Genomic DNA, 13,073 nt, shown 5'->3' with positions numbered 1-13,073 from the left:
CGAACAAGCGCAAAGGATGGTCTTCAAGGTCTGGTCCTCATGTTCGCGGCAGTGGCCGGCATCGCCGATGCCGGGTGCGCGTCCATGCCAACGTGCCGACTTCGATGGCGCTCAGCGTTCCCGCTGCGCACGTCAGTGAAAAGATCCTAAGTGGGCATTCGCGTAAAAGGCGTGACGGCCGCCGCCGCCGGTGCGGACGGATTCATCGTGAACGCGCATGCGCGCGCTGCGGCGCGTGCGAAAGCCCGATTCATATCCGTGTAGGCATTCAGGTCCATAAGCGTACCGACAACAAGGCGGCGTATTCCTTGAACGCGCGGCCGCTGCGCCACAGCGCGCTGCGCGAAGGCAGCCAGCGTTCGCGCCAGTTGGATCGCCGCGCGAGTTCGGGCACCGGCACCGCGACCGCGTCTATGCCCTGCTGGCGGAACTGCGCGATCGCGCGCGGCATATGCAGCGAGGAGGTGACCAGGAGCACGCGGCGCATGCGGAAGCGCTCGACCAGCTCGGCGGTGTAGTAGGCGTTGTCGCGGGTATTGCGACTGCGTTCTTCCAGCAACAGCGCCGACGAGGGCACGCCCAGCCTGGCGATCGCGCTGGCCATCATGCGCGCTTCGCTGCCGCCGCCTTCGCCGCCGCCGCCGGACAATACGATGCGCGGCGCCCGCCCGGCATGCCAGGCACGGGCGCCGGCGGCCAAGCGGCTGCTCTGCAGCGTTTCCGGCCGCACGTTGGCTTGGTCCAACCAGGCATAACGGCTGCCGCCGCCGAGCACGACGACGGCGTCCGCCTGCGGCAAGGCCGCGGTGTCCAGCACCGGATAGCGCTTCTCCAACTGGTGGCGCAGCCAATCCGAGGCGATCGGCACCGACCACAGCGCGGACCAGCCCAGCGCCGCGCACAGGGTCAGCAGGCCGGCCTTGCGATAGCGGATCATCAGCAGCGCCGCCAGCACCGTCAGGCCCAGGCTCAGGGTGGGCGGGTAGGTCAGCGCGACGGCCATTCTTTGCAGCGATGCCAGCATCATCGGCCCTCAGATCACGATCTCGTGGGTGACGTAGTAATAGAACACCGCGCAGGACGCGATCAGTCCGAATCGGAGCAACAGCGGGTGGCGCAGCAGCGACAGGCGGCTGTGGAACAGCATCGCGGCCAGGATCAGGGACAGCGACAGCCATGCCGGCAGCAGGTAGCGGTTGGAGAAATAGCCCCAGCCGATGGCGAAGAACGGCAGCATCATGACCAGATAAATGCCGGCGCTGTCCTTGATCTTATCGCGCACTTCCGCGCGCACCAGCGGCGAGAGCAGATGCGGCAGCAGGTACCAGAAGATCGAAAACACGGCGAAATCGATACGCACGCCGGAGCGGTAGTAGCGGTTGGCGGTATAGGACATCACCAGCTCGTACAGCGCCGGCAGCGTGGCCTTCACCAACAGCAACGAGGCGCCGCTGACGTAGAGCGCGAACGCGGCCACCGCGGCCAGGCGCTGGCTGCGCGCGCTCAGCAACAGCAGGGGCGCGAACAACAGATACAGCAGCGACGACAGGTGCAGGCTGCTGGCGGCCGCGCCGTAGAGCAGGAAGTGCAGCCACTTGCGTTCGCGGAACGACAGCAGAGCGGTGAACACCAGCAGCGCGGCCAGGCCCTGGCGCACCGCGTTGATGGTGGCGTTGACGAACATGGGCGAGACGAACAACAGCATGACCGCGACGCCGAGGAAGGTCAGGTAGCCGCGGCGGTCGCCCAGGTAGGCGAAGTAGCGATGGCTGGATATCACCACCGTGAGCAGCATCAGGGCGAACAGTGCGGCCTGATAACCGGTGATGCCCACGTCGAGCTTCCACAGCAGGTAGCTGAGGTAGACGAAGCCCGGCTCCAGGCGCGTTTCCATGCCGCCCTGGCCCAGCGCTTCGAAGAAGCCGGCGTAGGTGTTGGTGTCGGTGCCGATGTCGGGTGCGCGCGTGCCGACCAGCCAGCAGCCGAACGCGGCCACCATCGCCAGCAGCAGGACGCTCAGCACCGTTTTGGCGGCGACGTCGGCGCCGCGCCGCGGGCGCTCGCCGGCGGCCAGGATGTCCGGCATGACACTCATGTCCGCAGCCCGGGTTCGGTCGCGCGCCGCCAGGCCAGGCGCAGGCGCTGGCGGCCGCGGCGCAGGTAGCCCAGCGCACGCGCGAAGCAGTGTTCGGGCAGGCTCACCAGACCCTGTCGCAGCAACTCGCGCCGGACCTCGCGGCCGGCGGCGTGCATGGCGCGAAGATCCTCGCTGAGGCCGCCAGCGCCGAAGGTCGGTTTGTGCCAGAACGCCAGGGTGCGGTCGAGCTTGACGCAGCGGTAGCCGGAGAGCGCGATCTGGGCCCAGAGCAGGAAGTCCTCGACGCGACGGAAGCGTTCGTCGAAACGGAACGGCAAGTCGCGGCGCAGGATCACCGAGGCGGTCGGGAACGGATTGTTCAGCAGCATGCGGCGGCGGCCGACGACGGTCGCACGCGCGCGGTCCACCGGCGGAGGCGTGGGCGCGCGACGGTCGCGGACCTGCATGCGGTGCGCGATCAGGGCGATGTCCGGGTCCTGGCGCAGTACCTGCATCTGCAGCTCGATCTTGTTGCGCGCCCAGGTGTCGTCCGCATCCAGGAACGCGACATAGGGCTGGCTGGCGCGAGCCCAGCCGGCGTTGCGCGCACGCGACGGCCCCGCGTTCTCCGATAGGGCGAGCACCTGCAGCCAGCCTTCGGGATAGCGCGCGGCCAACGCGTGCAGCCGTTCCAGCGTGCCGTCGCCGCTGCAATCGTCGACCAGGACGACCTCGGCCACCGCCAGGCTCTGCGCGGCGACCGAGGCCACGGCCTCGGCGATGGTGTCGGCGCAGCGGTAGCAGGGAACGATCACGCTGACCGGCGCGATCGCGCGCGCGGGCGAGCTGTTCACGTTCATGGCGTCGAGGGCGCAGTCGTCGACCATGGTGCACATTGGAATATACGAGGCGCTTGCTGCGCGTATAAGTTCGGTGAAACGGCGGGCTCGATACCGGTTTCGTTCAGCATCGTCGACAGCGCGCGCAGGCATGCCGCGTAGTCATGTTCGTCAGCGGTGATGCGCAGCGCCGACGGCAGGCCGATGTCGTCGGCGAAATCGCGGCACTTGGGGTGGTAGTCCACGATCGTGAACGGCACGCCGCACAGATAGGCGACGATCGCGCCGTGCAGGCGCGCACTGACGAAGGCGTCGCAGTCGGCGATCGCGTCGACCATGGCGAGCGGATCGCCGCCCGCGTACAGCTGCGCAGTGGCGACCACGCCGCGGTCGTGCAACTGCGATTGCATGCGCAGGGCCAGTTCCGCATCGCCATGGCGCGGATGGCCGTTGAGGCTGAACACGGTCACGGCCAGCGCGCGTTCGCTCGCGCAATGCGCGAGCGCCGCGATCGCCGCGTCCTGCCAGGCCTGCGGCGCCGGCGCGGGGTGGTCGGGACGGGCGTGGAAATGGCAGGGCGCGATGCCGATCACCGGTGCGGCGCGATCGCCGCGGCGGGCCGCGACCGGCGCCAGATGCGGCAGCAGGCCGGCCAGATCGCGGCCGTGGTGGACGATGCGCTCCAGACCCATCTCCAGCGCCAGCGCGTGCGAGCGGCGGTCGCGTACCGCCAGGTAGGCGAAGCTGCGCACGTAGTCGGCGGCGATGGTCTGCTCGGCGCGATTCGCGAACGGTCCGATCGAGACGCCGATGGCCGCCAGCTGCGCGCGCCCGCGCCGTTGCGCTGCCAGCATCAGCGGCTTGCGGAACGATTCGCGGGCGTTGATCACCGAACCGCCGCCCATGACCAGCAGGTCGCAGGCGCGCAGCCCGCCGGCGAACCCCAGCAGGCGGCTGAGCTTGCCGGCTGGGCCGCCGGCACCGTACAGCGCCGGCGGCAGGGGCCGCGGCCAAGTGCTGCGCGCGTGCGCGCCGAGCAGGGGCGGGCCGATCAGGACCGGATCGGCGCCCCAGAACCGGCGCGCCGCGGCCGCGCACAGCAGGCCGAACAGATCGTCGCCGAAGTTGCGCATGCCGTAGTAGCCGCTCAGGGCGACGCTCAGCGGCCGGCTCATGCGTTCGCCGCCTTGGCCATCACGCGGCGCGCGCCCAGCCACATCGAAAGCAGGAGCAGACTTTCCGCGATCACCGTAGCCCAGGCGGCGCCGAGCTCGCCGTAGTGCGGCACGGCCGCGGCGTTCAGGGCCACCGCGGCCGCGGTGGCGGCCAGCATGGCGAGCACGCGATAGCGCATATGACGCTCGGTGAGCAGGACCGATCCGACCGAGGTGGACAGGAAACGGATCGGCGTGCAGATCGCCAGGACCATCAGCACCGCGGCGACGCCGACATAGGCGGGGCCGAACAAGGCAGGCACCAGCCAGGGCGCCAGCGCCGCCAGCGCCAGGCCGATCGCGGCGCCGGCCGCGGCCATGCAGCGGTTGCCGAGGCGATAGACGCGCCAGAATTTCGGCTGGTCGTGCGCGGCCCAGCGATGCAGGCGCGAGAGCAGAAACTTCTGGTAGATCGTGGCCGGCAGCAGATAGACCGCGGTCATGACCGCCAGGGCGACGCCGTAGTGCCCGGCCTGGGCGTCGCTGCCCAGGTACTTCAGCAAGACCGTGCTGATCTGGAAGAAGATCGGATACAGCACCGCCGCCAGACCGTAGGCCCAGGCCTGGGCGCTGAGTTGGGCGACGCTGGGGATGTCCTGCACGGACGCGGCCTGGGGGCGGGGCCCGTGACCCTTGAGGTCGATCCGGCCCTGCCACAGCGCCCACAATTGCGGCGCCGCCAGCACCGCCACCAGCGCCGCCACCAGGCCATAGCCCAGCGCCACCGCCGTCGCCGACACCGAGACCGCGGCGAACGCCAGCGCCGCGACCAGCAGGCGCCCGCCCGGCATCAGCAGCTGCCAGGCCGCGAGCATGCGATGGCGCTCCTCCAGGCGCAGCTTGCTGCCGACCAGATCGACGGCGAGCAGCCCCACCACCACCGGCAGCAGCGCCCACAAGGCCGCGCGCGTGGCGGTATCGATGCCGGGAGCGTACAAGGCCCAGGCCGCGAGCAGGAACCAGGCCAGCATCGTGCTCAGCAACGAGAAGCGCAGCGCCGGCCGCAGCCAGCGGTCGGCGGACCAGCCCTCGCTGCCGTAGGCCTTGAGCCGGAACTGCGACAGGCCGAAGCCGGCCAGCGGCGCGAGCATGCTGACCGTCGCCAGCGAAGAGGCGAACAGGCCGTAATCGCTGGGGCCCAATCGGCGCGCCAGCAAGGTCTGGGACAGGAAGATCATGCCGGCCGCGGCCAGCGTGGCCAGCCACAGCACGGTGATCGCCGCCGCGGCGGAGCGCCAGGAGTGCGGCAGCATGCGGCTCACCGCGGTTCGGCCACGGCTTCATGGGGCACGCGGCCCAGGAGTTCGTCGTATACCTCGAAGGTCTTGCTGATCACGCTGCGTTCGTCGAAATCGCGGACCGCGCGCGCGCGCGCGTTCGCGCCCAGTTGGCGCAGCAGCGCGCGATCGTCGTCCAAGCGCGCCAGCAGTGCGGCCAGCGAGGCAGCGTCGCGCGGACGCACCCGCAAACCGTCCTGGCCGTGCTCGCTGACGATCTCGCGGCAGCCGGGCATGTCGGTGGTGATCAGGGCCAGGCCGCAGGCGGCGCCTTCTAGCAGGCAGCGCGGCACGCCTTCGCGGTAGTAGCTGGGCAGGGTCATCACGTCGACGGAGTTGAGCAGCGCCGGCATGTCCTCGACATGACCCAGCCAGCGCAGCACGCCCTCGCGATGCCAGGCCTCCACTTCCTCCTGCGCCACCGAACTGGGATTGCCGGCGTCCGGCGTGCCGGCCAGCAGGAATTCGATGCTGCGCCCTTGCTCGCGCAGCAGTCGCGCGGCGGCGACGAACTCGTGCACGCCCTTCTCGCGCACCAGGCGCGCCGCCAGCAGCACCCGCAGGGGCCGCGGTGCATCGTCGCGCGCCGGCCGGAAACGCTCGGTGTCCACGCCGGAGCCCAGGATCAGGCGGATCCGGTCCTCCGGCACCAGGCCGGCCTCGGCCATGGTTTGGGCGTCGTCGGGGTTCTGCAGGATCACCCGCGAATGGCCCTTGCCCAATACGCCGCGCATCAATCCGCCGACCACCGGACGCAGCAGGCGCGCCTTGATGCGGTCGCTGGCGTAGACGAAGCCCATGCCGGCCACCGCGTGCACGATCGCCGGTACCCGCGCCGCGCGCGCGGCGATACCGCCGTAGATCGCGCATTTGACGGTGAAGTTATGCAGCAGGTCGGGCTGTTCGGCGCGCAGCAGGGCGAACAGGCGCTGCAGGGTCCACAGTTCGCGCAGGGGGTTCAGGCTGACCCGGTCCATCGGCAGGGTCAGCCAGCGCAGGCCGTGCTGTCGGAAACGATCGCCGAACTCGCCCGGCGGCGAGAGCATCACCACTTCGGCGCCGCGCTGCTGCAGCTGCAGCGCCATCGGAAGACGAAAGTTGTAGAGGTACCAGTCCGTGTTGGCGAAGAAAACGATACGCATAGAAAATCGCGGTCGTGCATCGCGATGGAACGGGGTGGGCGATGCGGCGACCGGGTCGGATCAACGAAGGTGGTTCGATTGTAGCCACACTCGCTGGCACGGATTTTTACAACACGCTCACGTTCCCGTGCATCGAGTGAACGAATGCGCGACGGTGCGCAACGATGGAGGGAAACCACACCGTTTGTCGCATCGCTGTATGAATTACGGGCATCGATCCGCGTTCATGAGGCGCAGGGCCGGCATTGTCGCCGGCCCTGCGCGCATCCGCGTTCATTTGGCGTACGAGTTCGTCGTCACGCGCAGGTCGATGCAGTCGGTGGTGGCCTGGATATGGGCGCCGTTGCCGTTGTTGCCGCCGACCAGGCCGGTCATGGACACCAGCGGCAGGTCGGTGGTGTTCACCCCGTGCATGCGGGTGTGGTTGTTGCGGAACACGTTGCCGCTGACCTGATAGGACGTGGTCGCCGAGCGCAGCATGACGCCCATCAGATAGTTGTGGGCGATGCGGTTGAGCGCGATGTAACCGCTGACCGGAGCGATGGTCAGGATCCCGTAGCCGCCGTTGTACTCGATCGTGCAGCGCTTGATGGTGACGCCCTTGACGCGCTTGTAGACCTGGATGCCGTTGCCCTGGTTGCCCTTGATCAGGCAGTTCTCGACGTGCACCGTGGTGGTGGTGCCCAGGTCGTTGGCGTCGGGCTCGATGTCGATGCCGCAACCCGGCGCGATGCCGACATTGTCGCTGAACTCCGAATCGTAGACCTTGACCTCGCTGGAGCGGCCGATCGACAGGCCCTGGCGGCGATTGCCGGTGCACACCGCATTGGCGATCACCACGCCCTGCGAGATCACCGTGGGCAGGCCGGTGACGATCGCGCCGCCGACCGAGATGCCGTCGCCCCAGCAGCGGGAAATGCGGATGTCGCGGATCGTGACGCGCGAGGACCCGCGCACCATGATGCCGTGGCCCCATTCGCCGGTGGTGCCCAGGTGGTTGTCGCGGTCGCCGACGATCTGGCCGCCGGAAATCTCCACGTCGCTGACCTTGTAGACCATGACGACGTAGGCGCGATCGGCGCTGTTGCGCTTGGCCAGCAGCTTGGCGCCGTCGGCCAGCTGCAGGTGCATCTTGCTGCGCAGGCGCAGATTGCGGGTCGGGTCGATGATGTAGTTGCCGGCCGGAACGTAGACGGTGCCGCCGTCGGCGGGCAGCGCGTCGATCACGGCCTGGAACGCGGTGGTGTCGTCATGGTCGCCGTCGCCGTACACCCCGTGGTCGCGCACGTTCAGGACCGCGGCGCCGCGCGCCCGCGTGGGCGGCGTGTAGGTGGCGTCCGGTGTGCTGCCGATCGCGGCCAGGGCGCGCGGAAGATAGGAGAAGGAGAGAATGCCGGGGACGGCGAGGAGCAGGGACTTGCGGAGAAAATCGCGGCGCGGCGCGGCGACGCCGCCGGAGTGGGCTTCGTTCACTATCGGTTCCTGGGATGACCCCTGTTCAGAGAGCTTGTTCGGAGAGCTGCGTTGGCGATGCGCTCGCGCGCCATCACGTCACGATCATGTTCGTGACTGGCGCAAATCTAGCGCAGCGCGTCTGAACCGGAATCGTGAATTTCGCTATCTGTGCGCGCGCGCAAACATTGAGCGATGAATCGTTCAGGCTGCCGCGCATTCAAGTTTATGACTGTGGATCGCCGCGCCGGTGCATACGGGCGTTTGCGCGGAATCGCGCTCATTCCGCATAGCGGTTGTCGTCGTCGATGCGGATCGCACGTGCTTCCGGTGCCACCGACAGCTGGCGCGCGCGCGGGCCGTCCTTGCCGGCGTGCGCGCGCGCCGGCCCGTTGGCGACGAACTCGTTCAGGCTAACCACCACGCCGTTGCTGCCCGGGCGCAGGCTGAGCCCGCCCAGCGCGTTGCGGCGGATGCGGTTGTCGACGACGCTGCAATCGCTGGCGCCTATGACCAACACTCCGTGGCCGCGATTGGCCTCGATGGTGCAGCCGCGCAGGACGATGCCGGCGCTGCGCTTGTAGATCTGGACGCCGGCCCCTTGGTTGCCGTGGATGAGACAACCGCTGATCACCGCGTCGCGGGCGCTGTCGCCGGCGTCGGGTTCGATGTCGATGCCGCAGCCGGGCAGGGTGCCGCCGGTGTCGGCGAACTCGCTGTCGCGCACCCGCACCCGGCGCGAACGGCCGATGGTCAGGCCCTGGCGGCGGTTGCCGACGCAACGCACGTTGGCGATCAGGACGTCGCTGCTGGGCGTGATGCGCCCGCCGGCGGCCTTGTCGCCGCCGATGGAGATGCCGTCGCCCCAGCAGCGCGAGATGTGCAGTTCGCGCAGGGTCACCGAGGACGAGCCGCGCACCATCACGCCATGTCCCCATTCGCCGGTAGTGCCCAGATGGGTGTCGCGATCGCCGACGATGCGGCCGCCGGAGACCTCGACCCCGTCGATGCCGATCAGGCTGAGCACGTAGGCGCGCGCGGCGGCATTCGGGATCGCCAGCAGGCGCGTTCCGGCTTCCATGGCCAGATGCATGCGGCTGCGCAGGCGGACGCTGCGTTGCGGATCGATGCGGTAGTCGCCGGCCGGCACCACCACCGTTCCGCCGCTTGCGGGCAGGGCGTCGATCGCCGACTGGAAGGCGGCGGTGTCGTCGTGGCGGCCGTCGCCGCGCGCGCCGTGCGCGCGCACGTCGATGCGCGTGCCGCCGCGGGCCGCAACCGCGCCCGCGTGCGGCGCGATCGCGCCCACCAGCGCGGTCAGGCCGGCGCGCAGCAGCGCCCGGCGCCGGCCGTCGTGCTCAGTTCCACGCCGGCGCATGACGCGCTCGCGGCTGGCCGGCGGCGCTGGCGGCGTGCCGGTCCAGCCAGGGCAGGACCACGGCCAGCAGATAGAACTTGGACGCGTAGTACTTGTTGCCGAGGCGGCCGCGGTTGCGGTCCAGCCAGGCCGTCGCGCCGGGCAGAAAATCGCGCGCGCGTTCGGCGTAGTCGCGCACCCGGTCGTAGCGCTGGCGCGCCAGGCCGCGCAGGTCGAAGCGGAACGAGCCCTTGCGCTCGACATAGGGCAGCTGCGGGAAGCGGGTCGCGATATGGCGCCGGATCAGCAGCTTGTTGAGCTGGGTGGCCGGATCGACCTTCTGATAGCGCGGCACTTCATGGTGGATCCATTCGCGCAGATCGCGATCGCACAGCGGATAGGCGGCCCCCAGGCCCAGCGCCTCGGCCACGTACAGGCCCTTGGCGAAGGCGCCGGCGGAGCCCGCGATCGAAGTCGACATGTCGCGCCACTCCCAGGCGCTGGTGGCCGAGCCGATCTCGCGCGCGAACAACTGCAGGCGTTCGCGCGACTGCCGCGAGACCTCGCGCCCGAACAGGGCGTCGACCTCCTCGTCGCTGAAGCGCGAGCCGGGAAACACCCGTTCCACCGGATTCATCTGCAGAGTGCTGAGCAGATAGCACAGGCGGAAACTGCGGGACACCAGGGGCAGTTCGGACAGTACGGGTGGCAGCCGCAACTCCCGCGCCAGGCCGGACAGCAGATGTTGGCGCGTACTCATCGGGGTGCCGAAATAGCTGTCGGCGCCGAGGCCGTCTATGACGCCGTCGCCGCCCAGGCCGGCGATCTCGGTGCCCAGGTCGGCATAAGACAGCAGGGCGAAGTCGGCCGTCAGCAGCGGCATGCGCGGAACCAGATCCAGATAGCGGTCGTAGGCGCGGCCGGGGTCGCAGACCAGGGCGTGGTGGCGCAGGCCCAGCGCACGCGCCACCTGCGCGGCCGAAGCGACTTCGTCCTCCTCGCGGCCGCCGAGATAGGTGATGCATACGGTATCCGGACGCGCCTGCGCGATCGCGATGGCCAGGGTGGTCGAGTCCTTGCCGCCGCTTTGCAGCAGCCAGGGCGCGCGCATGTCGGCGCAGCGCCGGCTTACGGCCTGGCACAGCAGGCGGTGGTACACGCCCACCCAGTCCTGTTCGACGCCCGCCCGCTCCGGCACCTCGCCGGCATTGCGGAACTTGAAGCGGAAGTTCGGTTCGGCATGCATGTCCTCGTGCGGACAGAAGCCGAAGGTGACCAGGCGCACGCCCTCGTAGATCGAGTAGGGCGGATACACGAAGGCGTTGCGCAACAGGTCCGCCACCGACACCGGGTCCAGCCTCGCCGGCTCCGCGCCGGCCAGGGCCGAGAAATCGGGCGTGCCGTAGTAGGGCGACATGGTGATCTGCAGACGCATGCTCAGCGCCTCGCCGCCGCTTCGTGCACCGCGCGGTAGTCGTAGTAGCTGTAGGCGTACTGCCCGGAACCGCGCTTCTCGACCGCGTTGAAGATCGCGCCGCGCACGTCGACGCCGTTCTGCTCCAGGCGCTGCTTGGCCAGCGCGATCTCGCGCTGCTGGTTGAGGCCCCAGCGCACCACCATCAGGCAGGTGCCGACGTGGTGGCCGATGACCGCGGCGTCGGTCACGGCCAGCACCGGCGGGGTATCGATCACCACCACGTCGTAGTCGCGCGCCATCTGCTTCAGCAACTCGGCGAAACGCGGCCGCATCAGCAGTTCGGAAGGGTTGGGCGGCACCGCGCCGCGCGAAATGAACGACATGCGCTCGGTGCCCGGCACCTTGCGCACCGCGTCTTCGGGCGTGATCTGTCCGGAGATCAGCTCCGACAGGCCGCCCTCGGAGCGCACGCCCACCGCCTGGTGCAGGGTGCCGCGGCGCATGTCGGCGTCGATCAGCAATACGCTCTGGCCGGCCTGGGCCATGGTGACGGCGAGGTTGGCGCAGACGAAGGTCTTGCCGACGCCGGGACTGGGCGCGGCGATCATCAGCACGTTGTTCTTCATCTCCATGCGGGCGAAATGCAGGCTGGTGCGCAGGGTGCGCAGCGCCTCCATTGCCAGGTCGGACGGCGATCGCAGCGCGAGCAAGCGCTGGCGGCCGTCGCGGCGGCTGCGGCCGGGCTGGGTCGCGATCTGGCGGCCGCGCGCGCTGAACGGAATCGAGGCGTACACCGGCAGGCCCAGCAGCTCGATGTCGATGGGGTCCTCCACGCCGCGCCGGAAGGTCTGGCGCAGCAGCACCAGCGCGACCATCAGCACGCCGCCCAGGGCGGTGCCGGCGGCCAGGATCAGCATCGGCTTGGGCCAGGCCGGACTGTCCAGATTGACGTCGGCCGGGTCGATGATGCGGGCGTTGCCGACCGCGCTGGCGCGCGCGATGTTGAGCTGTTGCTCCTGGTCGAGCAGGTTGGCATAGGTCTGGTTGATGACCTCGACATCGCGGTTCAGACGGAACAGGCCCTGCTGGGTGTCCGGCAGCTGGCTGATCTGGCCCTGCAGGCGCCCTTTCTCGCCCTCGAAGCGGGCGATCTGCTGCGCCAGCGCCGCGTACACGGGGTGCGACGGGGTGTAGCGGCTGCCGGCGTCGGCCAGCTGCACCTGCAGCTGGCGGATGTTGGTGTCCAGGGCCACGGTCTGGTTGAGCAGGGCCTGGTTCTGCATGCCGACATCGAGGGTGCGGGTACGGGTCTGGAACGCGTTCAACGCCGCCTGCGCGTTGGCCAGTTCGCGGCGCACGTTGGGCAACTGCTTGCTGACGAACTGCAGGCGCTTGGCGGCCTCGGCGGAATTGCGCGCGACGTTCTGGCGCACGTAGGCCTGGGTGATCTTGTCCAGCACTTCGCGCGCGCGGATCGGGTCTTCGTGGGCGTAGGTCAGCGCGATCACGCCGGAACTGCGGCCCTGCTCGGCGACGGTGATGTCGTTCTTGAGCGCGCTGATCACCGCCATCGGATTGAACTTGCGCAACTCGAAACGGGTGCCGGGCTGGGCGACCAGGGTCTTGAGATCTACGCTCACGCCCTGGCCGTTGCTGGCGGTTCTGCCGACCGTGCCTTCCAGCAGCTGGCGGCCGTCAGGCCCGAACAGGGCATAGCGGCCGTGCTCGCCGGCCTGCAATTGCAAGGGCACGTCCATCAGTTCGTCGGGCAGTTTCAGGTGGGCGACGTCGATGCGCTCGCCGCCCCAGCCGTACTGCTTCAGGTCCAGCCAGGGCGTGGCCAGCACGCCGGGATTCAAGCGCTGCTGCGCGCGCGCGATCAGATCGCCGATCACCGGCAGGCGCACCGGCTTGGCGCTCACGTCCAGATCCAGTTCGGTCATGGCCTCGCCCAGCACGCGGCGCGAGGTCAGCAGCTGCGATTCGGTCGCGGCCGGCGCGTCCACCACCGGCGGCATCGGCGAGGCGCTGCTGGTGCTCAGGCCGGGCACGGTGGGCGGCCGGCTTTCGACCTGCACGACGGCGTTGGCCTCGTACTTGGGCGTCGCCAGCATGGCGTAGGCCGCGCTGAGCAGGAAGAACAGCAGGGTGCCGAACGCGATCGTCCATTTGTGGTCGGCCAAGGTCGAGACCAGGTTGGGCAGGTCGATGTCGTCCTCGCGTGCCGCGATGGTGGGAATCGCCTGGATGGGCTCGGTTCGGGGTATCAGTTGCGTTGCCATGTCTGTTCACCCTTGA

The 13,073-nt window shown here is 69.3% G+C and carries 10 protein-coding genes; all 10 read right to left on the bottom strand.

From position 1 onward, the window contains the following. Positions 1 to 268: 268 nt before the first annotated feature. A complete protein-coding gene (locus tag V1318_RS15540; RefSeq protein ID WP_332940628.1) occupies positions 269 to 1,027 on the bottom strand; it encodes a YdcF family protein in 759 nt (252 codons plus the stop codon). Between the two features lie 6 nt (positions 1,028 to 1,033). After that, on the bottom strand, positions 1,034 to 2,095 hold the full coding sequence (locus V1318_RS15535) for an EpsG family protein (RefSeq protein ID WP_332940627.1): 1,062 nt from the start codon (positions 2,093 to 2,095) through the stop codon (positions 1,034 to 1,036). Further along, a complete protein-coding gene (locus tag V1318_RS15530; protein ID WP_332940626.1) occupies positions 2,092 to 2,964 on the bottom strand; it encodes a glycosyltransferase family 2 protein in 873 nt (290 codons plus the stop codon). Before V1318_RS15530 ends, V1318_RS15535 begins: the two co-directional genes overlap by 4 nt. Next, complete coding sequence (locus V1318_RS15525; protein WP_332940625.1) at positions 2,934 to 4,091, bottom strand: polysaccharide pyruvyl transferase family protein; 1,158 nt, start codon at positions 4,089 to 4,091, stop codon at positions 2,934 to 2,936. Before V1318_RS15525 ends, V1318_RS15530 begins: the two co-directional genes overlap by 31 nt. Further along, positions 4,088 to 5,383 (bottom strand): polysaccharide biosynthesis C-terminal domain-containing protein, encoded by a 1,296-nt coding sequence (locus V1318_RS15520; RefSeq protein ID WP_332940624.1) that lies wholly within the window; start codon positions 5,381 to 5,383, stop codon positions 4,088 to 4,090. The genes V1318_RS15525 and V1318_RS15520 overlap by 4 nt, the downstream gene beginning before the upstream one ends. 5 nt (positions 5,384 to 5,388) lie before the next feature. Then, a complete protein-coding gene (locus tag V1318_RS15515; RefSeq protein ID WP_332940623.1) occupies positions 5,389 to 6,549 on the bottom strand; it encodes a glycosyltransferase family 4 protein in 1,161 nt (386 codons plus the stop codon). A 273-nt stretch (positions 6,550 to 6,822) separates the two neighbouring features. Then, positions 6,823 to 8,022 (bottom strand): right-handed parallel beta-helix repeat-containing protein, encoded by a 1,200-nt coding sequence (locus V1318_RS15510; RefSeq protein ID WP_332940622.1) that lies wholly within the window; start codon positions 8,020 to 8,022, stop codon positions 6,823 to 6,825. Between the two features lie 259 nt (positions 8,023 to 8,281). Further along, positions 8,282 to 9,379: a right-handed parallel beta-helix repeat-containing protein gene (locus V1318_RS15505; protein ID WP_332940621.1), complete on the bottom strand. Its 1,098-nt coding sequence runs from the start codon at positions 9,377 to 9,379 to the stop codon at positions 8,282 to 8,284. Further along, a complete protein-coding gene (locus V1318_RS15500) occupies positions 9,360 to 10,793 on the bottom strand; it encodes an asparagine synthase-related protein (protein ID WP_332940620.1) in 1,434 nt (477 codons plus the stop codon). The genes V1318_RS15505 and V1318_RS15500 overlap by 20 nt, the downstream gene beginning before the upstream one ends. A gap of 2 nt (positions 10,794 to 10,795) precedes the next feature. After that, a complete protein-coding gene (locus V1318_RS15495) occupies positions 10,796 to 13,057 on the bottom strand; it encodes a polysaccharide biosynthesis tyrosine autokinase (RefSeq protein ID WP_332940619.1) in 2,262 nt (753 codons plus the stop codon). Between the last annotated feature and the right edge of the window lie 16 nt (positions 13,058 to 13,073).

The sequence above is a fragment of the Lysobacter sp. CCNWLW3 genome (assembly GCF_036697405.1).
Lineage (GTDB): Bacteria > Pseudomonadota > Gammaproteobacteria > Xanthomonadales > Xanthomonadaceae > Lysobacter.
This window is presented reverse-complemented; position numbering and strand designations above follow the sequence as displayed.

What these genes read in the sequence shown, in the direction of transcription:
- V1318_RS15540 (WP_332940628.1), bottom strand. Translation starts at nt 1,027, where the DNA reads ATGATGCTGGCATCGCTGCAAAGAATGGCCGTCGCGCTGACCTACCCG.
- V1318_RS15535 (WP_332940627.1), bottom strand. Translation starts at nt 2,095, where the DNA reads ATGAGTGTCATGCCGGACATCCTGGCCGCCGGCGAGCGCCCGCGGCGC.
- V1318_RS15530 (WP_332940626.1), bottom strand. Translation starts at nt 2,964, where the DNA reads ATGGTCGACGACTGCGCCCTCGACGCCATGAACGTGAACAGCTCGCCC.
- V1318_RS15525 (WP_332940625.1), bottom strand. Translation starts at nt 4,091, where the DNA reads ATGAGCCGGCCGCTGAGCGTCGCCCTGAGCGGCTACTACGGCATGCGC.
- V1318_RS15520 (WP_332940624.1), bottom strand. Translation starts at nt 5,383, where the DNA reads ATGCTGCCGCACTCCTGGCGCTCCGCCGCGGCGGCGATCACCGTGCTG.
- V1318_RS15515 (WP_332940623.1), bottom strand. Translation starts at nt 6,549, where the DNA reads ATGCGTATCGTTTTCTTCGCCAACACGGACTGGTACCTCTACAACTTT.
- V1318_RS15505 (WP_332940621.1), bottom strand. Translation starts at nt 9,379, where the DNA reads ATGCGCCGGCGTGGAACTGAGCACGACGGCCGGCGCCGGGCGCTGCTG.
- V1318_RS15500 (WP_332940620.1), bottom strand. Translation starts at nt 10,793, where the DNA reads ATGCGTCTGCAGATCACCATGTCGCCCTACTACGGCACGCCCGATTTC.
- V1318_RS15495 (WP_332940619.1), bottom strand. Translation starts at nt 13,057, where the DNA reads ATGGCAACGCAACTGATACCCCGAACCGAGCCCATCCAGGCGATTCCC.